Here is a 23504-nt window from a genome sequence, read left to right as displayed (position 1 = left end):
TTAAACCGGTTGCAGCACTTCGGAAATCGGCGCCCCGGCGGCGATCTTGCCGCGAGCCGTGCGAATCTGCTCCGGGACGCCCGCGCCCACCACGGCGGCCAGCACACCGTCGCGCTCGTAGTAGGCCAGGAACCGGCGGGCCTGAACGTCGAAGTCCTCGACCAGGTGCACGGTGTCGCCGGCCCGCGGGTGGCCCAGGCACTGGATCTTGAGGTCGTACTGGTCGCTCCAGAAGTACGGCACGCCCGGGGCCGGGGCCGCCGATCCCAGCATCGCCGACACCAGGCTGCGCGCCTGCTCGGCAACGTTGCTCCAGTGCTCGACGCGGCGCTGTGCGCCCCAACTCGCCACGTCGCCGATCGCCCAGACGTCCGGGGCGCTGGTACGGCCGACGGAATCGCAGACCACACCGTCGTCGACCGCGACATCGCTGCCGGCCAGCCAGTCACAGGCAGGCCGCGACCCGATCCCGACGACCACCAGATCGGTCGGGATCACCGAGCCGTCCGACAACGTCACCGACTCCGCGCCGTCGCGCCCGGAGACCGACACCACTTGCGCGCCGGTGCGCACGTCGACGCCCTCGGCGCGGTGCAGCCGGGTGAGCAGTGCGCCCAGCTGCTCGCCGAGCACGGAGGCCAGCGGGGTGGGCTGGGGTTCCACCAGCACCACCTCCACCCCCGAGCCGCGCAGGCTGGCCGAGACCTCACAGCCGATGAAGCCCGCCCCGATCACCACGGCGCGCCGGGCGCCCGCGGCCCGCTTCCGAAGCATCACGCAGTCGTCCAACGACCGCAGCACACAGATGCCGTCCAGCTCGCCCAGCGACGGAATGCGCCGCGGCAGCAGGCCGGTGGCGATCACCAGCTGGTCGTAGCGCAGCGCCTGCCCGTCGGCCAGCGTCACGGTGTGGCCCGAGACGTCGACGCCCAGGGCGGCGACACCGAGCCGCAACAAGATCTGGTTGTCCTCGTAGAACGTCATCGACTTCAAAGCCACATCCTTGACCTCGCCGCGCAGCATGCCCTTGGACAGCGGCGGGCGGTCGTAGGGCGGATGGGCCTCGGCGCCGACGATGGTGATCGAACCGTCATAACCGTTGCGGCGCAACTGTTCTGACACGCGGACCGCCGCCAGTCCGGCCCCGACGATGACGACCCCGCTCACGGCCGAACCACCTCCACCATCTCGAAGTCGGCTTTCGCCGCGCCGCAGTCCGGGCAGCTCCAGTCCTCGGGGATGTCGGCCCAACGCGTGCCGGGCGCGATGCCGTCCTCCGGCCAGCCCAGCGCCTCGTCGTACTCGAAGCCGCACTGCAGGCACCGGAACAGTTTGTAGTCGTTCATCAGGCCACCGCCCCGTACCGCGCCAGGACCTTCGCCCGCACCCGCGGCTGGATGTTGGCCCGGGTGATGTCACCGGCGTAGTGCTCCAGCACCCGGTGGTCCATCAGCCTGCGCCACACCGGCGGGAAGTAGGTCACCCCTATGAGCGCTCCATATCCGGCCGGCAGGTTCGGCGAGTCGTCGAAGCTGCGCAGCGTCTGGTAGCGCCGGGTCGGGTTGGCGTGGTGGTCGCTGTGCCGCTGCAGGTGGTAGAGGAACAAGTTGGTCACCAGGTGGTCGGAGTTCCAGCTGTGCTGCGGGGTGCAGCGCTCGTAGCGGCCGCCGGCCTGTTTCTGGCGCACCAGCCCGTAGTGCTCCAGGTAGTTCACCGACTCCAGCAGCGACGAGCCGTACAAAGCGTTGATCAGCAGGTACGGGATCAAGGCGACACCGAACACCGCGACCATCACGCTCCAGAACAGCACCGACATCGCCAGCGCGTTGACCACGTCGTTGCCCCACCAGGTGCGCGGGTTCCAGGGGTTCTTGCCGGTACGACGGATCCGCGCCGCCTCCAGCTCCCATGCCGAACGGATGCCACCCCAGGTGCTGCGCGGCAGGAACTCCCAGAACGTCTCGCCGAACCGGGCCGACGCCGGGTCCTCCGGGGTGGCCACCCGCACGTGGTGGCCGCGGTTGTGCTCGACGTAGAAGTGTCCATAGCAGACTTGCGCCAAGGTGATCTTGGAGAGCCACCGCTCCAGCGAGTCGCGCTTGTGGCCCAACTCGTGGGCGGTGTTGATACCCACCCCGGCCACCGTGGCCGCCGACATCGCCACACCGATCTTGCCCAGCCAGCCCAGCGACCCGTCGAAGCCGAGCCAGGCCAGGTCCGAGGCGGTGAACAGGTAGGCGCCCAGGATGGCGCTGGCGTACTGGAAGGGAATGTAGGCGTAGGTGGCGTACCGGTAGTACTTGTCGTTCTCCAGGGCGGACATCACCTCATCCGGCGGGTTCTGCCCGTCGGCCCCGACCCACAGGTCCAGCACCGGCAGGATCACGTAGAGCAGGATCGGCCCGATGTACAGCGGCAGCTGCGCCGCGGTCTGCCAGCCGGCCTGGTTCATCGCCCACGTCAGCGGCAGCACCAGGAACATCATGGTGGGCACGAACAGACCCAACAGCCACAGGTGTCGTTTCTTGTCGTGCCAGATTTTTGGCTTGTCACTCAGTTCGGTAGTCATGTCGCCGACGTTAGGTATCGGCGCCCGCTCACCGCTCGTCCCGCGGAACCGGAAATCGGCCGGTTATTCGTCTTGGGGAGACAAGGGGGACAACACGGCGGCGCCGTACCACTGACACAGCAGCAGCGCGATCTCCACGTCGAGCCGGTCATCGGTGATCGGGCGGCCGCGACGTTCGATCGCGCGCTGGACGCGGTACTTCACCGTGTTGACGTGGAAGTGCAACTGCTCGCCGGCCGCCTTGAAGCTGGAACCGGTCCGCAGGAACACCCGCAGCGTGTCGCGCAGCCGCTCGTCGCCGTCGGTAGCGCAAGCCAGCGGGCCGAGTGTTTCACCGACCCAGGCTCGTGCGGCGGCCACGTTGTCACCGCCGAGCAGCGCCGCGGCCGACAGTCCCGGATCGCTTGCCGCGCTGACCCGGACCGAGCCGGAGGCTACCGCCAGGGTGTGGGTGGCCAGCGCCTGCTGATGCGACCGGCGGAAGCCCTGCACTCCGGCCAGCGGATTACCGATCGCCACCCAGGGCTCACCGGCCTGCGCGCAGGAACGGATCTGTGCCATCGCGTCGGCACCGGCGTTCGACGCCAACGGGATCCAGGCCCACCCGGTGGCGCTGTCAGCCGGGATGAACAGCGGCGCGCCGTGTCCGGCAACCGATTCGGCGAGTTGCTTGATGAAACCTTCGGCGGCAGCGAGCTTGTCGCCGCCGGACTCGGGATACCACACGACGAGCGCGACGTGGGTTCGCCGCAGCGGATAGCGGATCGCGGCCGTCATGGCGTCGACATCCAAGCTGTCCCCGGCCAGAATCTCTCGGACTCGTAATGCGCGCACCGCATTTCGGCTCTCCAGCCAGCGTTCGCGCTCGGTCTGGTAGACGGCCGACACCTGTTGCGACATCTCGTCGATGTAGCCGAACATCAGTGTCGACATCTCCCCGAGCACATCCAGCCGTAGATCGGGATCCAGGTCGGCGGAACGGATCTCCTCCAGCACCACCCGCAGCGCCATCGAGTGGCCCAGCCGGTAGCCCCGTACCAACGCGTTCACCGGCACCCCGCGCTGCGCCAGCCGGCGGGCGTGCTCCAAAGCGACAGGCGGTGCGGCGACATCGGCCACCGGGATGTTGTGCCGGATGGCCGAGAAGTAGGTTTCGACGTTCGCCGTCACGGTTTCGCGCAGCAGCTGGAGCAGCGACGAGTCCGCGGTCAGATCCGGCGACTCCTTGGCCACCAGTGCCTCGATGACTGCGGTGGTATCGGCCAGGCGATCGTAGAGCCGCTGGGAGATTCCGATCGCCGCGTCGGCAACGGTGCTCGGATCGCTCATGGTCGCAAACGTAGTCAGGCGCGCCGCGGCGCGCTCAGTCTTTCGGCGCGCAGCATCTCCACTTCGGGAAGCTCCAGCGGCGCCAGGTCGCCGACCACCTTCGACAGCAGCAGGTCAGCCAGTTCCGGGTTACGGGCCAGGCACGGCCCGTGCAGATAGGTGGCGACGACGCTGCCCTGCACCGCGCCGTCGTGCCCGTCGCCGGCCCGGTTCCCGGCGCCCTTGGTCACCCGGCTCAACGGCGAAGCGGCCGGACCCAGCACGGTGCCACCGCGGTGGTTCTCGAAGCCGGTCAGCGGCTGCGTCAGCCCGGCCAGCAGCGGGGTGCCGACCACTTCGCCGATGGTCCGGGTCTCCTGCGGTGCGGTGGTGACGTCGAGCAGCCCCACCCCGTCGACGCGTTCTCCGGCGGAGGTCTCATACCAGTGCCCGAGCACCTGGATGGCCGCGCAGATCGCCAGCACCGGCGCCCCGCGCTCGGCGGCACGCTGCAATCCCGGATACCGGATCAGGTGCCGGGTGGCCAACCGCTGCGCGTAGTCCTCGGCGCCGCCCAGGGTGTAGAGGTCGAGCGACTCCGGCACCGGGTCGGCCAGGGTGATCTCGACGATTTCGGCGGCGATGCCCCGCAACGCCAGTCGTTGCCGCAGCACCACCGCGTTGCCGCTGTCGCCGTAGGTGCCCATCACATCGGGCAACACCAGCCCGATCCGCACCGTCATAACGAAAGCCTCCGCTGCAGTGCCAGAAACGCGGTGTAGTTGGCGACCACCTCCACCCGGCCGGGCGGGCAGGACGCGATGGCCGCGCAGGTGTCGTGTACCAGGGTGTGTGACACACCGGCGTAGCCGAGCCGCACCGCCAGGTCGGTGCCGCGCTCCCCGGCGGCCACCACCGGAACACCCTCGAAGTGCTCGAAGCGCACATCCCACAGCCAGGACAGATCCTCGCCGTCGGGGACTTGGCCGTTGACGGCGATCACCACCCCGGCGGCCTGGTGATCGACCATCGACAGCGCCTCCTGCCAGCCGGCCGGATTCTTGGCCAGCAGCATCCGGACCGTGTGCTCGCCGACCTGCACGCTGCGGTAGCGCCCGGCCACCTCGTCGAGGGCGCCCACGGCGGCCACCGCTTTGACCGGGTCGGCGCCGAGCGCGACGGCCGCGGCGACGGCCTGGGCGGCGTTGCCGCGGTTGACGTTTCCGGGAAGGGACAGCCGCATCGGCAGCACCAGCCCGGCGGGCCCGTACAGCGAGTCGTCGTCGAACCACCACTGCGGGGTGGGCCGGGCGAAGTCGCATCCGGTCGAGCGCCAGTGCTCGTCGCGGCGGACGATCACCTCGCCGCTGCGGGGGCAACTGACCGAGTCACCGGCCCAGCCGCCGCCCGCGGCGACCCACACCACGTTAAGGGAGTCGTAGGCGGCCGACGTCATCAGCACGTCGTCGCAGTTGGCGATGACCACCGTCTGCGGATGCCGGGCCAGCCCGGTGCGCAGGGCGCGTTCCACGGCGTTGATCTCACCGACCCGGTCCAGCTGGTCGCGAGACAGATTGAGCAGCACGACCACCGCCGGCGAGACCGCATCGGCCACATGCGGCACGTGCATCTCGTCGACCTCAAGCGCCGCGCGCTGTGCGGTGCGGTCGGCGGCCAGCGCCGCCACCAGCCCGGCGTCCATGTTGGCGCCTTCGGCGTTGGTGGCCACCGGGCCCAGGTCACGCAGCGCGGCCGCGATCATGCGGGTGGTGGTCGACTTGCCGTTGGTGCCGGTGACGACGACGGTGCGCCGGCCGGTGCCCAGCTGACGCAGGATCGAGCGGTCGAGTGTCATCGCGACCAGGCCGCCGATCATCGCACCAGCGCCGCGGCCGGTGATCCGCGACGCCCATCGGGCGCTCGCGCCGACGGCCAGGGCCAGGCGTCCACGGGCGGTGATCACTGCGTGAGTTTAGGGCGATCGCAAGCGCGGCGCTCGCGCCGGGCGCAGTAGGTCGCCCTCAGGGACTTAAGTCGGCGACACGGCTGGGCGGCGACCCGGTTACGTCACCCCGGCGTGCCATTCTCATGGCATGAGTGCGCTGTGGGGGCGCCCGGCCCGCGATCCCGGCGACGGCTGGGTCGTCGTCGACGTCGAGACGTCGGGGTTTCGGCCCGGGCAGGCACGCGTGCTCAGCGTCGCCGCCCTGGCACTCGACGCCGACGGCCGGATCGAGCGATCGGTCTCCAGCCTGGTCGACCCGGGCACTGACCCCGGCCCCACGCACGTGCACGGGCTCACCGCCGAGATGCTGGCGGGCCAGCCGCGGTTCGCCGACGTCTTCGACGAGGTCGCCGAGTTGCTGGCCGGACGCACCCTGGTGGCGCATAACGTGGCGTTCGATTACACCTTCCTGGCCGTCGAAGCCGAGATGGCCGGCGCCGAACTGCCCGTCGACTCGGTGATGTGCACGCTGGAATTGGTTCGGCGCCTGGATCTGGGCCTGGCCAACCTGCGTCTGCAAAGCCTCGCCGCGCACTGGGGCATCGTCCAGACCCGCGCCCACGACGCGCTCGACGACGCCCGGGTGCTGGCCGGGGTGCTGGAGCCGGCGCTGCAGCGGGCCCGGGAACGGGACGTCTGGCTGCCTGTGCGGCCGGTCACCCGCCGCCGGTGGCCCAACGGCCGGATCACCCACGAAGAGCTGCGGCCGCTGAAAGCCCTGGCGTCGCGGATGCCGTGCGCCTACCTCAATCCCGGCCGCTACGTGCGGGGGCGCCCGCTGGTGCAGGGCATGCGGGTCGCGCTGGCGGCGGAGTGCAGGCGCACCCACGAGGAACTCGTCGAACGCATCCTGCACGCCGGGCTGGCCTACAGTGACGTCGTCGACACCACTACCTCACTGGTGATCTGCAACAACGACCGCCCTGAGCAGGGCAAGGGCTACCAGGCGCGGGAACTCGGCGTGCCGACCGTCACCGACGAGCACTTCATGGCGTGCGTCGACCGGGTGGTCGACGGCACCGGCATCGAGCAGTTCGCCGACGCCGGGCTGGCCGGCGAGCAGATCTCGCTGTTCTGAGCGCACTCCGTTTCTTGGGGCACCGGCGCCCCATCTGTCACGGGCGGGAAGGGGCATCGCTTGTGCCCGCCTTTGAGCGACAACGTGCGTTAGGTCGACCGCCCGTTCGCCTCTGAACTGACATAACGTCGGTTGTCGCTCAAAGGCGGCAACACTCCCATGCCGGCCGAGCGCGTTGCTGATGGGCCGGAGTTATCCGCGGGACTCAGCCCAGCCGGGCCGCCCGGTTCACCGCGGAGACCACCGCGCGCAGCGACGCCGTGGTGATCGACGACGCGATCCCGACGCCCCACACGGAGTTGTCGCCGATGGATGCCTCCACATACGCCGCGGCCTGAGCTTCCTCGCCGGCGCTCATCGCGTGCTCGGAGTAGTCCAGCACGCGCACATCCACGTCGACCTGGGCCAGCGCGTCGACGAACGCGGCCAGCGGGCCGTTGCCGGCGCCGGCGATCTCGGTCTCCACCCCGTCGACCAAGACCGTGGCCTCGATGCGGTCGGTGCCGTCGTCGGTCTCGGCGGCGATCACCCGCTGCCGCACCCGCTCCAGCGGCCGCACCGGATTCAGGTACTCGTCGGCGAACGCGTCCCACATCTCCTTCGGGGTGACCTCGCCGCCTTCGCCGTCGGTCAGGTGCTGGATCACCTTGGAGAATTCGATCTGCAGCCGCCTCGGCAGCACCAGCCCGTGGTCGGTCTTCATCACGTAGGCCACGCCGCCCTTGCCGGACTGCGAGTTGACCCGGATCACCGCCTCATACGTGCGGCCCACATCGCGCGGGTCGATCGGCAGGTACGGGACCTGCCAGAGCATGTCGTCGACGTCGGAGTCGGCGGCATCCGCGTCGACCTTCATCTGGTCCAGGCCCTTGTTGATGGCGTCCTGGTGGCTGCCGGAGAACGCCGTATAAACCAGGTCGCCGCCGTAGGGGTGGCGCTCGGGAACGTTGAGCTGGTTGCAGTACTCCACGGTGCGGCGGATCTCGTCGATGTTGGAGAAGTCGATCTGCGGGTCCACCCCACGGGAGAACAGGTTGAGCCCGAGCGTCACCAGGCAGACGTTGCCGGTGCGTTCGCCGTTGCCGAACAGGCAGCCCTCGATCCGGTCCGCCCCGGCCTGGTAACCCAATTCGGCTGCGGCGACGGCAGTTCCGCGGTCATTGTGCGGGTGCAAGCTCAGGATGACGGAGTCGCGCCGCTTCAGGTTGCGGTGCATCCACTCGATCGAGTCGGCGTAAACGTTCGGGGTGGCCATCTCCACGGTGGCCGGCAGGTTGAAGATGATCGGGTTGTCCGGAGTCGGCTCGATCACGTCGCCGACGGCGTCGCAGACCTCCTTGGCGTACTCCAGCTCGGTGCCGGTGTAGGACTCCGGGGAGTACTCGTAGCGCCACCGGGTGCCCGGATGCTTGGCCTGTTCCTCCAGGCATTTGCGTGCCCCGTGGACGGCGATCTGCAGCACCGCGGCCCGGTCGGCTTTGAACACCACCCGGCGCTGCAGAACCGAGGTGGAGTTGTAGAAGTGCACGATCACGTTCTTGGCGCCGTCGCACGCGTCGAAGGTGCGCTCGATCAGCTCGTCGCGGCACTGGGTCAGCACCTGGATGGTGACGTCGTCCGGAATCGCGCCGGACTCGATGATCGCGCGGACGAAGTCGAAGTCGGTCTGGCTGGCCGACGGGAAGCCGACCTCGATCTCCTTGTAGCCCATGGCCACCAGCAGGTCGAACATGCGGCGTTTGCGGGCCGGGCTCATGGGGTCGATCAGCGCCTGGTTGCCGTCGCGCAGGTCCACCGCGCACCACAGCGGTGCCTTGTCGATGACGGTGTCAGGCCAGGTGCGGTCTTTGAGGGTGACGGACTCGACTTCTTCGGCGAAGCTGCGGTAGCGCTGCACCGGCATCGCCGAACCGCGCTGCTGATTCCACGGGGGCTGGCCGGGGCTGGGCGGGCCGGCGGGCTTGGTGATGGGGCGCCCCGAAGTGAAGGAGTCGGCGCTGGAGAAAGTAGTCACGGTGATTGCTCCGGGATTGTCAGAGGGACCTGAAGACCGGCGCATCGCGAACACCCGCGACGGGAGGCCGGTCTGGATCAGACCCCGTCGCGGCGTCCGAGAAGGAGCACCCGCTGCACGTCGGCCAGTTTAGCGCGGCAAAGGCGCCACGTGAAAACGGCAGACTATGGTCGGGCGAAGCCGCGCCGGTAGTGAAGCCGCCATCCTGCTGGCGTGAGCGCGGCGAGGCCGACCCCGTATCCTGATTGTCGGCCCAAAACCCCGTGGACGTAGAAGGGACAGCCGTGGCGCTCGTCGTGCAGAAATACGGCGGATCGTCGGTGGCCGACGCCGACCGGGTCCGCCGCGTCGCCGAGCGCATCGTCGAGACTAAGAACGTCGGCGACGACGTCGTCGTGGTCTGTTCGGCGATGGGCGACACCACCGATGACCTGCTGGAGCTGGCCCAGCAGGTCTGCTCGTCCCCACCGGCCCGAGAGCTGGACATGTTGCTCACCGCCGGCGAGCGGATCTCCAACGCCCTGGTGGCGATGGCCGTCGAGGAGCTGGGCTGCCAGGCCCGCTCGTTCACCGGCTCGCAGGCCGGGGTGATCACCACCGGCGTGCACGGCAAGGCCAAGATCATCGATGTCACCCCGGGTCGGCTGCAGGCCGCGCTCGGGGAGAACCAGGTGGTGATGGTCGCCGGCTTCCAGGGCGTCAGCCAGGACACCAAAGACGTCACCACGTTGGGCCGCGGCGGTTCGGACACCACCGCGGTGGCGTTGGCCGCCGCGCTCAACGCCGACGTCTGCGAGATCTACACCGACGTCGACGGCATCTTCAGCGCCGACCCGCGCATCGTGCCCAACGCCCAGAAGCTGGACAAGGTCACCTTCGAGGAGATGCTCGAACTGGCCGCGTGCGGCGCCAAGGTGCTGATGCTGCGCTGCGTGGAGTACGCCCGCCGCTACCACCTGCCTATTCACGTCCGGTCCTCCTACTCGGACAAGCCCGGCACCATCGTTTCCGGATCGATCAAGGACATCCCCATGGAAGACGCCCTCCTGACCGGAGTTGCCCACGACAAGAGCGAAGCCAAGGTGACCGTGGTCGGCATCCCCGACCTGCCCGGCTACGCGGCGAAGATCTTCCGTGCCGTTGCCGACGCCGACATCAACATCGACATGGTTTTGCAGAACGTCTCCAAGGTCGAGGGCGGCAAGACCGACATCACCTTCACCTGCCCGCGTGACAGCGGGCCCGGCGCGGTGGCGATGCTGGAGTCCCGCAAGACCGAGATCGGCTTCACCGAGGTGCTCTACGACGACCATGTCGGCAAGGTGTCGCTGATCGGTGCCGGGATGCGCAGCCACCCGGGCGTCACGGCCACCTTCTGCGAGACGCTGGCCGACAACGGCGTCAACATCGACCTGATCTCCACCTCGGAGATCCGGATCTCGGTGCTGGTGGCCGAATCGGACCTGGACAAGGCCGTGGTCTCGCTGCATGAGGCGTTCGGCCTCGGCGGCGACGAGCAGGCGACGGTGTACGCCGGGACGGGGCGCTGAGATGGTCGCATTAGGCGTAGTCGGTGCCACCGGCCAAGTCGGCCAGGTGATGCGCAACCTGCTGGAACAACGCAACTTCCCCGTCGATCAGCTGCGGTTCTTCGCCTCGGCGCGCTCGGCCGGGCGCAAGCTGGAGTTCCGCGGCGCCGAGATCGAGGTCGAGGACGCCGAGACCGCCGACCCGACCGGGCTGGACATCGCACTGTTCTCCGCCGGCGGGGCGATGTCGAAGGTGCAGGCGCCGCGCTTCGCCGCCGCCGGGGTGACGGTGATCGACAACTCCTCGGCCTGGCGCAAAGACCCCGACGTGCCGTTGGTGGTCTCGGAGGTGAACTTCGACCGGGATGTGCGCGGGGTGTCGTTGAAGAAGGGCATCATCGCCAACCCGAACTGCACCACGATGGCCGCGATGCCGGTGCTCAAGCCGCTGCACGACGAGGCGGGCCTGACCCGGCTGATCGTGTCGACCTACCAGGCGGTTTCGGGCAGCGGCGTGGCCGGAGTGCAGGAGTTGGCCGGGCAGGTGCGCGCGGTCGCCGACGGCGCCGAGCAGCTGGTGCACCACGGCGGCGCGGTCGACTTCCCGGCGCCGAACACCTACGTCGCGCCGATCGCGTTCAACGTGGTCGCCCTGGCCGGCAGCTACGTCGACGACGGTTCCGGGGAAACCGACGAGGACCAGAAGCTGCGGTCCGAGAGCCGCAAAATCCTCGGTATTCCAGACCTTTTGGTCAGTGGTACCTGCGTTCGGGTGCCGGTGTTCACCGGGCACTCGCTGTCGATCAATGCCGAGTTCGCCCGGCCGATCTCGCCGGAGCGGGCCACCGAGCTGCTCAAGGCCGCACCGGGTGTGACGCTGACCGACGTGCCCACCCCGCTGGCCGCCGCCGGCGCCGACGACTCCCTGGTGGGCCGGATCCGGGTCGACCCCGGCGCGCCCGACGGGCGCGGCCTGGCGTTGTTCGTCTCCGGAGATAACCTGCGTAAAGGTGCCGCGCTCAACACGATTCAGATCGCCGAGCTGCTGGCTGCGTCTTCCGCGGCCTGACCCGGCCCCGAGGCGCCGAACGTGCACCGGCTGCGAAAATCCGCGCGGAGTTTCGCAATGGTTGCACGCTCGATGGGAGCCGTCGCGCTGTTGGTCTGCCCGCCCGCACATGCCGAACCGCCCGCGCCGATCCCGCGTCCGATGCTGTGGCCGCTGGCCGAGGGTCAGGTGGTCCGGATCGGGCCGAGCGCTGGAACCGGCACGCTCACCGGCGATTACGGCATCGGCGCGACTGACCTGTGCGAGTTCATGGAGTTCCCCACTGCGGTGCTGCAGATCTGCGGGGACAGCTTCGCCGGCCAAGGTGTCGGGTTCGGCGGCTGGTATTCCCCGATCGCGTTGCGGCTCGATCCGGACTCGGTCGACGACCCCGCCGGGGTGCGCTACACCGGGGTGATCGGGGTGGACAGACCGCTGCTGGCCGACCCGTCACCGGCCGGCAGCACGCAGCTGCCGGCCGGGATCGTCTCGATCAACCGGACCAACTACCTGATGGTGACCACCGCCACGATGCTGGTGCCCCAGACCTCGCGTCTGGTGAAAGCCGATCCGGTGCAACCGGGTTGGCAGACGGTACCGGGTTCGGTGCGACCGGCCTCCTATCAGAATTTCGGCCAATCCCAGATCAGCGGCTACTACGACCCGGTTCCGACACCGGACTCGGTCACCGGCTGGGTGTACCTCGTCGCCAACAACTTTGACCGCAGCGCGGCGGTGACGCTGTACCGGGTCACCCCGGAGGCGTTCACCGACCGGTCGGCCTGGCAGGGCTGGGCGGCCGACAAAGGCTGGGGGCACAAACCCACGCCGTTGTGGAACGACCAGATCGGCGAGCTGAGCCTGCGCCAGGTCGACGGCAAGCCGGTGCTGTCTTACTTCAACGGCACCACCGGGAACATGGAAGTCCGGGTGGCCTACGAGCCGACCGGGCTAGGCACCGCCCCGGTGACCACGGTGGTGCAGCACACTGAGTGGCCGGACGCGCCGGTGCCCGTCGAGACCCTGCCCTCGCCGTTCGACAACCGGCTGGCCCAGCCCTACGGCGGCTACATCTCACCGGGCTCGACGCTGGACGAGCTGCGGGTGTTCATCAGCCAGTGGAACACCGAGCCGCGTCACCGGGCGCCGTACCGGGTGATCCAGTTCGCGGTCAACCCGTTCAAGCCCTGGTCAGCGCCTTAAGTTCATAGCGGACACATAGCCGGCACCTAGCGAGGCCCGGCGATTACTGGCGCACCATGTCAACCATGAGTGAAACACCTGGAACCACCCGGCCCCCGGCGGTGCCGCCCGGCCCGGTCGAGCCGAAGCCGTACTGGGTCTACCGGCTCGCCGCCTGGGTCGCGATCGTCGCCGGGATCGTCTTCATCGTCTCGTCGATCTTCTTCGCCGGCGTGTATGCCAGCGGCGGCATGCGTGGTCACCACTGCCACCACAAACACCACGGGCCCCACCACGGGGCGATGTTCCACCAGGGGTTCCACCAGGGCCCGCACCGCGGGCCGGGCCCGATGAGGCCGGGTCCGGAACGACCGGGGCCCGGCGAGCTGCCGCCGTCGGTCACCCAGTAGCCGGCGCCCCCGCCCGGCCGGTAGCCGATCCGGCCACCAGCAAACCAGCCGCCGCCTGAAAGGGGGGCGGCTGGCGTGGTTCTCCGGCATGATTACCCGATATGACCGAGACACCCGCCCCCGAGCCGGCGTCCCCACCGCCACCGCCACCGCCGCCACCGGCCAAACCGAACCGGCTGTTTCAGGCAGCAGCATGGGTGGTGATCATCGCCGGGACCGTGTTCGTCGCCGCGGTGATCTTCTGCGCAGGCACCTACCTCAGCGATAGCGGTTGGCACGGACACCGTCACGGGCCATGCATGATGCATCACGGTCCGCCGATGGGCCCGGGCTTCGGGCCCGCCGGTCCGGGCAACGAACCGGGTTGGCCCGGTTTCCGTCCCGCCGGTCCCGGTAACGGGCCGGGCGGGCCGGGCGGCCCGCCGCCCCCGCCGCACCGTTAGTCGTTCCCAGAACACCAACGCCCCACGATCCCAAGGGGATTCGCGCGGGTCTCTCCGGGTGTGCCAATCTGAAATGGAGATACACCGATGACCGAGCACCACACCACCACTGAGGCCGGTGCCCCGGCGCCGAGTGACAGCGAGTCGCTGACGATCGGTCCGGACGGCCCGATCCTGCTGCAGGACCACTACCTGCTCGAGCAGATGGCGATGTTCAACCGGGAGCGCACGCCGGAACGCCAGCCGCACGCCAAGGGCGGCGGCGCATTCGGTCGCTTCGAGGTGACGGCGGACGTCAGCGCCTACACCCGCGCCGCGGTGTTCGCGCCGGGCGCCGAAACCGAACTGCTGATCCGGTTCTCCACCGTTGCGGGCGAGCGCGGCAGCCCCGACACCTGGCGCGACGTGCGGGGCTTTGCGCTCAAGTTCTACACCTCCGAGGGCAACTTCGACATCGTCGGCAACAACACCCCGATCTTCTTCTTCCGCGACCCGATGAAGTTCCAGCATTTCATCCGGTCCCAAAAACGTCTGGCGGCAAGCAATCTGCGCGACCACCACATGCAGTGGGACTTCTGGACGCACACCCCGGAATCGGCGCATCAGGTGACCTATCTGATGGGTGACCGGGGCCTGCCGAAATCCTGGCGGCACATGAACGGCTACGGCAGCCACACCTACAGCTGGGTCAATGCCGCCGGCGAGATCTTCTGGGTCAAGTACCACTTCATCAGCGATCAGGGCGTCGAGTGCCTCACCCAGGACGAGGGGGATCGGCTCGCTGGCGCCGACGCCGACTACCACCAGCGCGATCTGTACGACGCGATCGAACGCGGCGCCTACCCCAGCTGGGCGGTGAAGGTACAGATCATGCCGTTCGAGCAGGCGAAGACCTACCGGCTCAACCCGTTCGATCTCACCAAAGTGTGGCCGCACGCCGACTATCCGCTGATCGACGTCGGACGCTTCACGCTGGACCGCAACGTGTCCGACTACCACACCGAGATCGAGCAGGCGGCGTTCGAGCCCAGCAACACCGTGCCCGGCACCGGACTGAGCCCCGACAAGATGCTGCTGGCCCGCGGCTTCTCCTACGCCGACGCCCACCGTGCCCGGATCGGGACCAACTACAACCAGTTGCCGGTCAATGCGCCGAAGACGGAGGTGCGCGCCTACTCCAAGGACGGCGCCATGCGGTTCCGCAATGCGAGTGACCCGGTATACGCGCCGAACTCGGTCGGCGGGCCGGTGGCCGACCCGGCCCGCGCCGCCGAGGTGCGCTGGCACGCCGACGGTGACATGGTGCGCGCGGCGTACACACTGCGCGAAGACGACGACGACTTCGGCCAGGCCGGGACCCTGGTTCGACACGTCTACGATGATGAACAACGAAAGCGACTGGCCGACAACATTATTGGACATGTTTCCAACGGGGTTCGGGAGCCGGTGCTGTCGCGGGTGTTCGAGTACTGGCACAACGTCGATCCGGACCTGGGTCGCGCCGTGGAGGCGGGGGTGCGGGCCAACCTTGCCTGACGGGCGGGCCGCCGTCCTGGCATGATCGAGCCATGAGTATCAACGTAGTTTTCGCCACCGAGTCGACCGCGACCGGCGGTGGTCGCGACGGCCACGTCCGCTCCGCGACCGGCCGCATCGACCTGGACACCCGCCCGCCCCGCGAGCTGGGCGGCAGCGGTGAGGGCACCAACCCCGAGGAGTTGTTCTCCGCGGGCTACGCGGCGTGTTTCCTGGGCGCGCTGCGCCTGATGGCGCGCCGGTCCGCCGTCGCGCTGGACGACGCCACCAACGTCACCGTCCAGGTCGCCCTGGGTAAGGACACCGCCACCGAGGATTTCGGCCTGACCGGAACCATCATCGGGAATCTGCCGGGGCTGTCGCAGGCCATCGCCGACGACCTGATGGCGCAGGCCCACGAGGTGTGCCCGTACTCGCGCGTCACCCGCGGCAACGCCGACTTCATCGTGTCGGCGACGGTGTAGCGTGCGGGCCGCCGCGGCGTTGGTGGTGGCGACCGGTCTGGGGCTCGTAGCTGCCCCGGCGGTCGCGGCACGGCCCTCCGACCCGGGCGTGGTGTCCTATGCCGTCCTGCCGAAAGGATCAGTCGGCAACGTCGTCGGCGCCCCGATGGGGTGGGAAGGCGTGTCCGGGACGCCGTTCCAGTCGTTCTGGGTCGACGACCCGGCCTGCAACAACTGGGCCGACATCGGCCTGCCCGAGGTCTACAACGATCCCGACCTGGCCTCCTACAACAGTGCGGTCACCCAGACCTCGGCCACCGACCAGACCCACTTCGTCAAACAGGCGGTCGGGGTGTTCGCCACCGAGGCCGCTGCGGAGCGGGCCTTCCACCGGGCGACCGACCGCACCGCCGGGTGCTCGGGACGCACCACCGCGATGCACCTGGACAACGGCGCCACGCAGGTGTGGGTGTTCGAGGGCGGGCCGGCCGCCGCGGCCGACGCCGGCTGGACCAAGCAGGAGGCCGATACCGACCGCCGCTGTTTCAACCAGACCCGCCTGCGGGCCAACGTGCTGTTACAGGCCAAGGTCTGCCAGTCCGGCAACGCCGGGCCGGCGGTGAACGTGCTGGCCGGGGCGATGCAGAACTCCCTGGGCCAGTAAACGGCGGTCAACTTGTCGGGCGACTCCGGTAGCGTCGGGGAAGTCAACAGGCGGAGGGGTTGATATATGGGGCTCGTCGCGGCGACACCACTGTCCCGCGCCGATGACCCGCGCCCCGACGAGGCCGAACTTCGCGGGGCCGCCGAAGCCGCCGAATACATCGCTGTCCGCTGCCTCACCGATGCACCGCTGGGCCGGGTGGGCCTGGAGATCGAGGCGCACTGCTTCGATCCGGCCGATCCGCTGCGCCGCCCCGGTTGGAACGAGATCGGCGAGGTGCTGGCGTCGCTGCCGGCGTTGCCGGGCGGCAGTCGGGTCACCGTGGAACCCGGTGGCGCGGTGGAGCTGTCCGGCCCGCCGCTGCCGGGTGCCCTCGCCGCGATCGAGGCGATGGCCGCCGACCAAGCGGTACTGCGCTCGGCGTTCGCCGCCGCCGGCCTGGGCCTGGTGCCCCTCGGCGCCGACCCGCTGCGGCCGGCGAGTCGGGTCAACCCCGGCGCGCGCTACGCGGCGATGGAGCAGTTCTTCGCCGCCAGCCACACCGGCTCGGCCGGCGCGGCGATGATGACGTCGACGGCCTCGGTGCAGCTCAACCTCGATGCCGGACCGCGGTCGGGCTGGTCCGACCGGGTGCAGCTGGCGCACGCGCTGGGCCCGACCATGGTCGCGATCGCCGCGAACTCCCCGCTGTTGGGCGGGGAATTCTCCGGCTGGCGCTCCACCCGGCAACGGGTGTGGAGCCGGCTGGACTCGGCGCGCTGCGGCCCCGTCCTGGGGCTGGACGGCACCGATCCCGCCGCGGACTGGACGCGGTACGCGCTGAAGGCGCCGGTGATGCTGGTGCATGCCCCGGAGGCCAGCCCGGTCAGCCGTTACGTGCCGTTCGCCGACTGGGCCGACGGGCGGGTACTGCTGGGCGGCCGTCGCGCCGGCGTCAAAGACCTCGACTACCACCTGACCACCCTGTTTCCGCCGGTGCGCCCACGCGGATGGCTGGAGATCCGCTACCTCGACAGCGTTGGTGACGCACTGTGGCCGGCGCTCGTCTTCACCTTGGCGACCCTGCTCGACGACCCGGTCGCCGCCGACGCCGCCGCCGACGCCGTCGAGCCCGTCGCGACCGCCTGGGACGTCGCCGCCCGGATCGGCCTGGCCGACCCGCGCCTGCACAAGGCCGCGCGCCGGTGCCTGGAGTTGGTGGCCGATCAGGCGCCGGCGCCGCTGCGGGCCGGGATGGACCGGCTGCTCGGGCTGGCCGAACGAGCCCGCTGCCCAGCCGACGACGTCGCCGACGAGGTGGGCCGCACCGGTGTCCCGGCGATGGTGGCCCGGCTGGCGCGAGGGCAGTCGTGAGCACACCGGAGACGCTGACTCGCGACCTGACCCGTGCGCGCGAGCGCACCCTGGCGCTCGTCGACTTCGATGACACCGAACTGCACCGCCAGTACGACCCGTTGATGAGCCCGCTGGTGTGGGACCTGGCCCATATCGGTCAGCAGGAGGAACTGTGGCTGCTGCGCGGCGGGGATCCGGCCCGGCCCGGCACGCTGCCGGCCGACGTCGAGGGCCTCTATGACGCGTTCGTCCATCCCCGGGCCAGCCGCGTCGACCTGCCGCTGCTGAGCCCGGAACAGGCCCGGAAGTATTGCGCCACAGTGCGATCCCAGGTCTTCGACGAACTGGACGCCCTCCCCGATGAATTCGGCGAGTTCCAGGGCGGCTTCGTGTTCGGTCTGGTGCTCAGCCATGAACACCAGCACGACGAGACCATGCTGCAGGCACTGAACCTGCGCACCGGCGCGCCGCTGCTCGATGCGGGGCTACCGCTGCCGGCCGGTCGGCCCGAGCTGGCCGGGACCTCGGTTCTGGTGCCCGCCGGCGAATTTCTGCTCGGCGTCGACCTCACCGATGAGCCGTTCGCGCTCGACAACGAGCGGCCGGCCCACCGCGTCGAGGTGGCAGCGTTCCGGATCGGCCGGGTACCGGTGACCAACCGCGAATGGCGAGCGTTCATCGACGACGGCGGCTACCGGCAGCCCCGGTGGTGGACCGAGCGAGGCTGGAACCACCGGGAGCAGGCCGGCCTGAGCGCGCCGCAATTCTGGAGTCCCGACCACGCCTCCCGGACCCGGTTCGGCCGCGTCGAGGACCTTCCCGACGACGAACCGGTGCAGCATGTCAGCTACTTCGAGGCGCAGGCGTACGCCTCGTGGGCCGGCGCCCGGCTGCCCACCGAGATCGAATGGGAGAAGGCCTGCGCCTGGGACCCCGGCGCCGGCGCCCGACGCCGCCACCCGTGGGGCGAGGGTGAGGCGACGGCCGAGCTGGCCAACCTCGGCGGCGCGGCGCTGCGCCCGGCTCCGGTCGGGGCGTATCCGAACGGCGCGTCGGCCTACGGGGCGCAGCAGATGCTCGGTGACGTCTGGGAGTGGACGAGTTCGGCGCTGCAGCCGTGGCCGGGCTTTGCGCCGATGATCTACCAGCGCTACTCGGAACCGTTCTTCGGCGGCGACTATCGGGTGCTGCGGGGCGGCTCGTGGGCGGTCGCGCCCGAGATCCTGCGGCCGAGCTTCCGCAACTGGGATCACCCCTACCGGCGGCAGATCTTCGCCGGCGTGCGACTGGCCTGGGACGCCTGATGTGCCGGCACCTGGGCTGGCTGGGCCGGCCGCGATCGCTGGCCGAGTTGATTCTGGAACCGCCGGGCGGGCTGTTGGTGCAGTCCTACGCGCCGCGCCGCCAGCAGCACGGGTTGCTCAACGCCGACGGGTGGGGGGCGGGGTTTTTCGACGGCGCGGTGCCGCGCCGGTGGCGTAGCGCGTCGCCGTTGTGGGGCGATGCCTCGTTCGCGTCGGTGGCTCCGGCATTGTCGAGCCACTGCGTGGTGGCCGCGGTGCGCTCGGCCACCGTCGGTATGCCGATCGAGGCCAGTGCCGCCGCCCCGTTCACGGACGGCAACTGGTTGCTGTCGCACAACGGCGTGGTGAACACCGCGGTATTGCCGACCTGCTCTGGAGCCGAATCCGTTTGTGACAGCGCGATACTGGCCGCGTCTGTCTTTGAGCGCGGTGTTGGTTCACTCGGCGAGCTGGTCGCCGAGATCGGTGCGGCCGACCCGCAGGCCCGGCTGAACATACTGGCCGCCAACGGCTCCCGGCTGCTGGCGACGACCTGGGGGGACACCTTGTCGATGCTGCACAGCGCCGACGGCGTGCTACTGGCCAGCGAACCCTACGACGACGACCCGCGGTGGGTGGACATACCCGACCGGCACCTGGTCGACGCCCATGACGGCGAGGTCAGCGTCACCGCGTTGGAGGTGATCCGATGAGCGTCTCACTGTCCAACCACCTGGCGGCCAACGCCGCCCGCACCGCGCTGCGCACCGATGTTCGCCACGGCCTACGTCAGACTCCGAAATCACTGCCGCCCAAATGGTTCTATGACAAGGTCGGCAGCGAGCTGTTCGACCAGATCACCCGGTTGCCCGAGTACTACCCGACCCGCGCCGAGGCGGAGATCCTGCGTGATCACTCCGCGGAGGTGGTGCAGCTGTCCGGTGCCGACACCCTGGTCGAGCTGGGCAGCGGCACCTCGGAGAAAACCCGGATGCTGCTGGATGCGCTGCACGCCAACGGTTCACTGCGCCGGTTCATTCCGTTCGACGTCGATGCCGGCGTGCTGGAAACGGCCGGGGCGGCCATCGCCGGGGACTACCCCGGGGTTCAGGTGGACGCCGTCTGCGGCGATTTCGAACACCATCTGACGCAGATCCCCGACGGGGGCAGACGGCTGTTCGTGTTTCTGGGCTCCACCATCGGCAACCTGACTCCCGGGCCGCGCGCGGAGTTCCTGGCGGCCCTCGCCGCGGCGATGCACGATGGCGACGGGCTGCTGCTGGGCACCGATCTGGTCAAGGACACCGCACGGCTGGTGCGCGCCTACGACGACGCCGCCGGCGTCACCGCGGCGTTCAACCGCAACGTGCTCGCCGTGGTCAACCGGGAGCTCGACGCCGACTTCGACCTGGACGCCTTCGCCCATGTCGCGCGGTGGAATCCGGCGGAGCAGCGCATCGAGATGTGGCTTCGGGCCGGTAGCGATCAGCACGTCACCATCGGTGAACTGGACCTGGCCGTCGACTTCGCGGCCGGCGAGGAGATGCTGACCGAGGTGTCGTGCAAGTTCCGGCGCGAGCAGGTGGCCGCCGAGTTGGCCGCCGCAGGGCTGCAGAGCCGGCGGTGGTGGACCGACGCGGCGGGCGATTTCGGTCTGTCCCTCGCGGCCAAATGAGCCTCGCCGACCGCTGGCGCGCGGCGCGCCCGCCGGTCGCCGGGTTGCACTTGGACAGCGCCGCCTGTTCGCGGCAGAGCTACACCGCGATGGCGGCCGCCGCGCAACACGCCCGCCACGAAGCCGAGGTCGGCGGTTATGTCGCCGCCGAAGCCGCCGCACCGGTGCTCGACGCCGGGCGGGCCGCGTTCGCCGCGCTGACCGGAATGGCCGCCGCCGAAGTGGTGTTCACCACCGGCTCGCGGCATGCGCTGGATCTCCTGTTGTCCCGATGGCCCGCCGGTCGCACGCTGGCCTGCCTACCCGGCGAGTACGGGCCCAACCTGGCGCTGATCGCGGCGCACGGTTTCCGCCGGCGGATGCTGCCGGCGGACGGAACCGGTCGGGTGATGCTCGAGGAGGCGGCGGCCGCGCTCGCCGCCGACCGGCCGGACCTGGTGCACTTGACCCCGGTCAGCAGTCACCGGGGGCTGGTGCACCCGCTGGCCGACCTGGTCGGGGTGTGCGCGGAAGCGGGGGTGCCGCTGGTGATCGACGCCGCCCAGGCGCTGGGCCAGATCGACTGCGCCGTCGGCGCCGATGTCGTCTATTCCTCCTCACGTAAGTGGCTGGCCGGCCCGCGGGGCGTCGGGGCGCTGGCGGTACGGCCCGAACTGGCCGGTCTGCTGGTGCCCGGGCCGGAAGCCGGTGACGAGAATGTTGCTGCGCAGGTGGGGTTTTCAGCTGCTCTCGGGGAGTATCTGGCAGCCGGGCCGGCGGCCGTGCGGGCCCGATTGGCCGAGGTCGGCTCGCTGAGCCGGCAGGCGCTGGCGGGGTTGGCGGGCTGGCGGGTGGTCGAGCCGGTCGACGAGCCGAGCGCGATCACCACGCTGGCGCCGACCGACGGTGCCGACCCGGTGGCGGTGCGCTCCGCCCTGATCGCCGAGCACCGGATCGTCGCCACCGCCGCCGGCGTCGAACGCGCACCGCTGGAGCTGACCGGGCCGGTGCTGCGGATCTCGCCGCACGTCGACACCACCGAGACGGACTTGGCGGCCTTCGCCGAGGCGTTGGTGGCGGTGACAGCGGCGGACTAGCGCGCCAAACCTGCGCGGACCTAAGTCTTAGCCGGATTGACCGATGACGGTCTCAAATTATGTTCAATTAGCTTTTATTGGTGGAAATTGACGTCCTGGCAAATGAATTTGTCTGCCAGAAGTATCACAAAACAGCACGTCGGGCTGCTATTCGTCATCAGCGGTGCCGGTATCCGGCTATTTCAGATTTCGTAGCGAATACGATGCGCGGATTGCCGGTTTGGGCAGTAGCCTGCGCTGAGGGGGAGGACGGGTCCGATTCGACTCGGCGCCGCCCACCCGTCCAGACCGCGTGCGGACCCCTCTTCGTTTTTCGAGACGCATAGGCGGTGCCAGCTAGTGACGACCACGATCAACAAGGAACACACCCGCAGCACGACCGGAAAAATGGGCTTGGCCGAGATCTTGCTGGCGCTCGCCGGCGGCGGCGAGCCCCCGATCAGGATCACCGCTTACGACGGCAGCAGCGTCGGGCCCGAGGACGCCCCGCTCGGCGTGGAGTTGCTCACGCCGCGGGCCACCACCTACTTGGCCACCTCACTCGGTCAGCTCGGGATAGCCCGGTCCTACATCACCGGTGATCTGGAACTGCGCGGCGTGCACCCGGGCAATCCCTACGAAGTGCTGAACGCCCTGGCGGATCTCGAGTTCACCCAGCCGTCGCCGCAGACGCTGCTCAACATCGTCCGCTCGATCGGTCTCAAGCATCTGCGGCCGATCGCGGCGCCTGCGGAGGAAGCGCCGGCCAAGTGGCGTCGTCGCGCCGCGGCCGGCCTGCGCCATTCCAAAGCGCGTGACGCCGACGCGATTCATCACCACTACGACGTGTCGAACACCTTCTACGAGTGGGTGCTGGGTCCGTCGATGACCTACACCTGCGCCATCTACCCGAGCGCGGACGCGACCCTGGAGGAAGCGCAGGAGAACAAGTACCGGCTGATCTTCGACAAGCTGCGACTCAAGGCCGGCGACCGGCTGCTCGATGTCGGCTGCGGGTGGGGCGGCATGGTGCGGTACGCGGCGCGCCGCGGCGTGCACGCGATCGGCGCCACGCTGTCAGCCGAACAGGTCGCGTGGGCCCAGCAGGCGATCGCCGAAGAGGGTCTCTCCGATCTCGCCGAGGTACGGCACTGCGACTACCGCGACGTGCCGGAGACCGGTTTCGACGCCATCTCGTCTATCGGGCTGACCGAACACATCGGGGTGAAGAATTACCCGGTGTACTTCCGGTCGCTCAAGGACAAGCTCCGGCCCGGCGGTCTGCTGCTCAACCACTGCATCACGTTGCCGGACAACTCGACCTACAAGGGTGACGCCTTCACCGACCGCTATGTCTTCCCGGACGGGGAGATCACCGGGGCGGGCCGCATCATCACCCAGGTCCAGCAGACCGGTTTCGAGGTGGTGCACGAAGAGGACTTCCGGCACCACTACGCCAAGACGCTGCGCGCCTGGAGTCAGAACCTGGTCGACCACTGGGACGAGGCCGTGGCCGAGGTCGGCTTGGGACGGGCCAAGGTGTGGGGGCTGTACATGGCCGCTTCGGTGCTGGGTTTCGAGCGCAACCTTTTCCAGCTGCACCACGTGCTGGCCGTCAAGGTCGACGAGCGGGGCGACGACGGCGGCCTGCCACTGCGGCCCTGGTGGCAGCCGTAGCAGCCGATGGCTGAGTGCGGGGGGGGGGGGGGCCGGGGGGGGGGGCGGCCCCCCCCCCCCCCGCACCCCGGCCCACCCCCCCCCCCCCCCCCCCCCCCCCCCCCCGGGGCGCCCGGCCCCCCCGGGGGGGTGCCCGGGCCCCCGGTTTGCCGCGGGCGTAGGCGGCCGCCGCACGGAACCGGTCGGGTCGCCCTCGAGGAGGCGGCGGCCGCGCTCGCCGCCGACCGGCCGGACCTGGTGCACTTGACCC

The 23504-nt window shown here is 69.6% G+C and carries 22 protein-coding genes; 15 read left to right on the top strand and 7 right to left on the bottom strand.

The window, feature by feature from the left end:
* The 6 genes from A5771_RS13570 to A5771_RS13545 all read right to left on the bottom strand — a co-directional run bounded on the left by A5771_RS13570 (position 1) and on the right by A5771_RS13545 (position 5840).
* Complete coding sequence (locus A5771_RS13570; RefSeq protein WP_082947219.1) at positions 1–1167, bottom strand: NAD(P)/FAD-dependent oxidoreductase; 1167 nt, start codon at positions 1165–1167, stop codon at positions 1–3.
* On the bottom strand, positions 1164–1346 hold the full coding sequence (locus A5771_RS13565; protein ID WP_064855743.1) for a rubredoxin: 183 nt from the start codon (positions 1344–1346) through the stop codon (positions 1164–1166). The genes A5771_RS13570 and A5771_RS13565 overlap by 4 nt, the downstream gene beginning before the upstream one ends.
* Positions 1346–2569, bottom strand: coding sequence for an alkane 1-monooxygenase (locus tag A5771_RS13560; RefSeq protein WP_064855742.1), 1224 nt, complete (start codon positions 2567–2569; stop codon positions 1346–1348). The genes A5771_RS13565 and A5771_RS13560 overlap by 1 nt, the downstream gene beginning before the upstream one ends.
* Positions 2570–2632: 63 nt before the next feature.
* Positions 2633–3898: a PucR family transcriptional regulator gene (locus tag A5771_RS13555; RefSeq protein WP_064855741.1), complete on the bottom strand. Its 1266-nt coding sequence runs from the start codon at positions 3896–3898 to the stop codon at positions 2633–2635.
* Positions 3899–3912: 14 nt separating this feature from the next.
* Positions 3913–4620, bottom strand: coding sequence for a type 1 glutamine amidotransferase (locus A5771_RS13550; protein WP_064855740.1), 708 nt, complete (start codon positions 4618–4620; stop codon positions 3913–3915).
* Complete coding sequence (locus A5771_RS13545) at positions 4617–5840, bottom strand: Mur ligase family protein (protein WP_064855739.1); 1224 nt, start codon at positions 5838–5840, stop codon at positions 4617–4619. The genes A5771_RS13550 and A5771_RS13545 overlap by 4 nt, the downstream gene beginning before the upstream one ends.
* Positions 5841–5970: 130 nt before the next feature.
* Here A5771_RS13545 and A5771_RS13540 point away from each other — a divergent pair, with 130 nt between their 5' ends.
* A complete protein-coding gene (locus A5771_RS13540; protein ID WP_064855738.1) occupies positions 5971–6960 on the top strand; it encodes a DEDDh family exonuclease in 990 nt (329 codons plus the stop codon).
* Positions 6961–7165: 205 nt separating this feature from the next.
* On the opposite strand, the gene leuA is transcribed toward A5771_RS13540, so the two are convergent.
* Positions 7166–9019: a 2-isopropylmalate synthase gene (leuA, locus tag A5771_RS13535; protein WP_234783049.1), complete on the bottom strand. Its 1854-nt coding sequence runs from the start codon at positions 9017–9019 to the stop codon at positions 7166–7168.
* Positions 9020–9258: 239 nt separating this feature from the next.
* Between leuA and A5771_RS13530 the strand changes: the two genes are divergently transcribed.
* From A5771_RS13530 to A5771_RS13465, 14 genes are all read left to right on the top strand, one after another.
* Positions 9259–10524, top strand: a complete 1266-nt coding sequence (locus A5771_RS13530) for an aspartate kinase (protein WP_064855736.1) — start codon at positions 9259–9261, stop codon at positions 10522–10524.
* A gap of 1 nt (position 10525) precedes the next feature.
* A complete protein-coding gene (locus A5771_RS13525; protein ID WP_064855735.1) occupies positions 10526–11572 on the top strand; it encodes an aspartate-semialdehyde dehydrogenase in 1047 nt (348 codons plus the stop codon).
* Positions 11573–11629: 57 nt separating this feature from the next.
* Entirely contained in the window at positions 11630–12754 is a 1125-nt protein-coding gene (locus A5771_RS13520; RefSeq protein WP_064855734.1) for a DUF4185 domain-containing protein, read from the top strand.
* Between the two features lie 65 nt (positions 12755–12819).
* Positions 12820–13143 carry a hypothetical protein gene (locus tag A5771_RS13515; RefSeq protein WP_064855733.1) on the top strand — a complete coding sequence of 108 codons (324 nt, stop codon included), beginning with the start codon at positions 12820–12822 and terminating at the stop codon, positions 13141–13143.
* A 101-nt stretch (positions 13144–13244) separates the two neighbouring features.
* On the top strand, positions 13245–13586 hold the full coding sequence (locus A5771_RS13510; protein WP_064855732.1) for a hypothetical protein: 342 nt from the start codon (positions 13245–13247) through the stop codon (positions 13584–13586).
* 87 nt (positions 13587–13673) lie between these two features.
* The gene (locus A5771_RS13505) at positions 13674–15122 is read left to right on the top strand and encodes a catalase (protein WP_064855731.1); all 1449 of its coding nucleotides are present in this window, start codon (positions 13674–13676) and stop codon (positions 15120–15122) included.
* A gap of 32 nt (positions 15123–15154) precedes the next feature.
* Positions 15155–15586: an Ohr family peroxiredoxin gene (locus tag A5771_RS13500; protein WP_064855730.1), complete on the top strand. Its 432-nt coding sequence runs from the start codon at positions 15155–15157 to the stop codon at positions 15584–15586.
* A gap of 1 nt (position 15587) precedes the next feature.
* Positions 15588–16229 (top strand): sensor domain-containing protein, encoded by a 642-nt coding sequence (locus tag A5771_RS13495; protein WP_064855729.1) that lies wholly within the window; start codon positions 15588–15590, stop codon positions 16227–16229.
* Positions 16230–16295: 66 nt separating this feature from the next.
* Positions 16296–17582, top strand: coding sequence for an ergothioneine biosynthesis glutamate--cysteine ligase EgtA (egtA, locus tag A5771_RS13490; RefSeq protein WP_064855728.1), 1287 nt, complete (start codon positions 16296–16298; stop codon positions 17580–17582).
* Entirely contained in the window at positions 17579–18868 is a 1290-nt protein-coding gene (gene egtB / locus A5771_RS13485; RefSeq protein ID WP_064855727.1) for an ergothioneine biosynthesis protein EgtB, read from the top strand. Before egtA ends, egtB begins: the two co-directional genes overlap by 4 nt.
* Positions 18868–19560 (top strand): ergothioneine biosynthesis protein EgtC, encoded by a 693-nt coding sequence (gene egtC / locus A5771_RS13480; protein WP_064855726.1) that lies wholly within the window; start codon positions 18868–18870, stop codon positions 19558–19560. Before egtB ends, egtC begins: the two co-directional genes overlap by 1 nt.
* Positions 19557–20522 carry an L-histidine N(alpha)-methyltransferase gene (gene egtD, locus A5771_RS13475; RefSeq protein ID WP_064855725.1) on the top strand — a complete coding sequence of 322 codons (966 nt, stop codon included), beginning with the start codon at positions 19557–19559 and terminating at the stop codon, positions 20520–20522. Before egtC ends, egtD begins: the two co-directional genes overlap by 4 nt.
* Positions 20519–21598: an ergothioneine biosynthesis PLP-dependent enzyme EgtE gene (egtE, locus tag A5771_RS13470; RefSeq protein ID WP_064855724.1), complete on the top strand. Its 1080-nt coding sequence runs from the start codon at positions 20519–20521 to the stop codon at positions 21596–21598. Before egtD ends, egtE begins: the two co-directional genes overlap by 4 nt.
* A gap of 387 nt (positions 21599–21985) precedes the next feature.
* Positions 21986–23254 (top strand): class I SAM-dependent methyltransferase, encoded by a 1269-nt coding sequence (locus A5771_RS13465; protein ID WP_064855804.1) that lies wholly within the window; start codon positions 21986–21988, stop codon positions 23252–23254.
* Positions 23255–23504 lie beyond the last annotated feature (250 nt).

The organism is Mycolicibacter sinensis, from assembly GCF_001667375.1.
In the GTDB taxonomy this organism is placed as follows: Bacteria; Actinomycetota; Actinomycetes; order Mycobacteriales; family Mycobacteriaceae; genus Mycobacterium; species Mycobacterium sinense_A.
The sequence above is the reverse complement of the archived record's forward strand: the minus strand, read 5'-3'. Positions and strand labels throughout refer to the sequence as shown.

Bases quoted from the DNA above. Each gene is read 5' to 3' on its own strand.
- A5771_RS13565 (WP_064855743.1), bottom strand. From the start codon at position 1,346: ATGAACGACTACAAACTGTTCCGGTGCCTGCAGTGCGGCTTCGAGTAC.
- A5771_RS13560 (WP_064855742.1), bottom strand. From the start codon at position 2,569: ATGACTACCGAACTGAGTGACAAGCCAAAAATCTGGCACGACAAGAAA.
- A5771_RS13555 (WP_064855741.1), bottom strand. From the start codon at position 3,898: ATGAGCGATCCGAGCACCGTTGCCGACGCGGCGATCGGAATCTCCCAG.
- A5771_RS13550 (WP_064855740.1), bottom strand. From the start codon at position 4,620: ATGACGGTGCGGATCGGGCTGGTGTTGCCCGATGTGATGGGCACCTAC.
- A5771_RS13540 (WP_064855738.1), top strand. From the start codon at position 5,971: ATGAGTGCGCTGTGGGGGCGCCCGGCCCGCGATCCCGGCGACGGCTGG.
- leuA (WP_234783049.1), bottom strand. From the start codon at position 9,019: ATGCGCCGGTCTTCAGGTCCCTCTGACAATCCCGGAGCAATCACCGTG.
- A5771_RS13525 (WP_064855735.1), top strand. From the start codon at position 10,526: ATGGTCGCATTAGGCGTAGTCGGTGCCACCGGCCAAGTCGGCCAGGTG.
- A5771_RS13520 (WP_064855734.1), top strand. From the start codon at position 11,630: ATGGTTGCACGCTCGATGGGAGCCGTCGCGCTGTTGGTCTGCCCGCCC.
- A5771_RS13515 (WP_064855733.1), top strand. From the start codon at position 12,820: ATGAGTGAAACACCTGGAACCACCCGGCCCCCGGCGGTGCCGCCCGGC.
- A5771_RS13510 (WP_064855732.1), top strand. From the start codon at position 13,245: ATGACCGAGACACCCGCCCCCGAGCCGGCGTCCCCACCGCCACCGCCA.
- A5771_RS13505 (WP_064855731.1), top strand. From the start codon at position 13,674: ATGACCGAGCACCACACCACCACTGAGGCCGGTGCCCCGGCGCCGAGT.
- A5771_RS13500 (WP_064855730.1), top strand. From the start codon at position 15,155: ATGAGTATCAACGTAGTTTTCGCCACCGAGTCGACCGCGACCGGCGGT.
- egtA (WP_064855728.1), top strand. From the start codon at position 16,296: ATGGGGCTCGTCGCGGCGACACCACTGTCCCGCGCCGATGACCCGCGC.
- egtC (WP_064855726.1), top strand. From the start codon at position 18,868: ATGTGCCGGCACCTGGGCTGGCTGGGCCGGCCGCGATCGCTGGCCGAG.
- egtD (WP_064855725.1), top strand. From the start codon at position 19,557: ATGAGCGTCTCACTGTCCAACCACCTGGCGGCCAACGCCGCCCGCACC.
- egtE (WP_064855724.1), top strand. From the start codon at position 20,519: ATGAGCCTCGCCGACCGCTGGCGCGCGGCGCGCCCGCCGGTCGCCGGG.
- A5771_RS13465 (WP_064855804.1), top strand. From the start codon at position 21,986: ATGGGCTTGGCCGAGATCTTGCTGGCGCTCGCCGGCGGCGGCGAGCCC.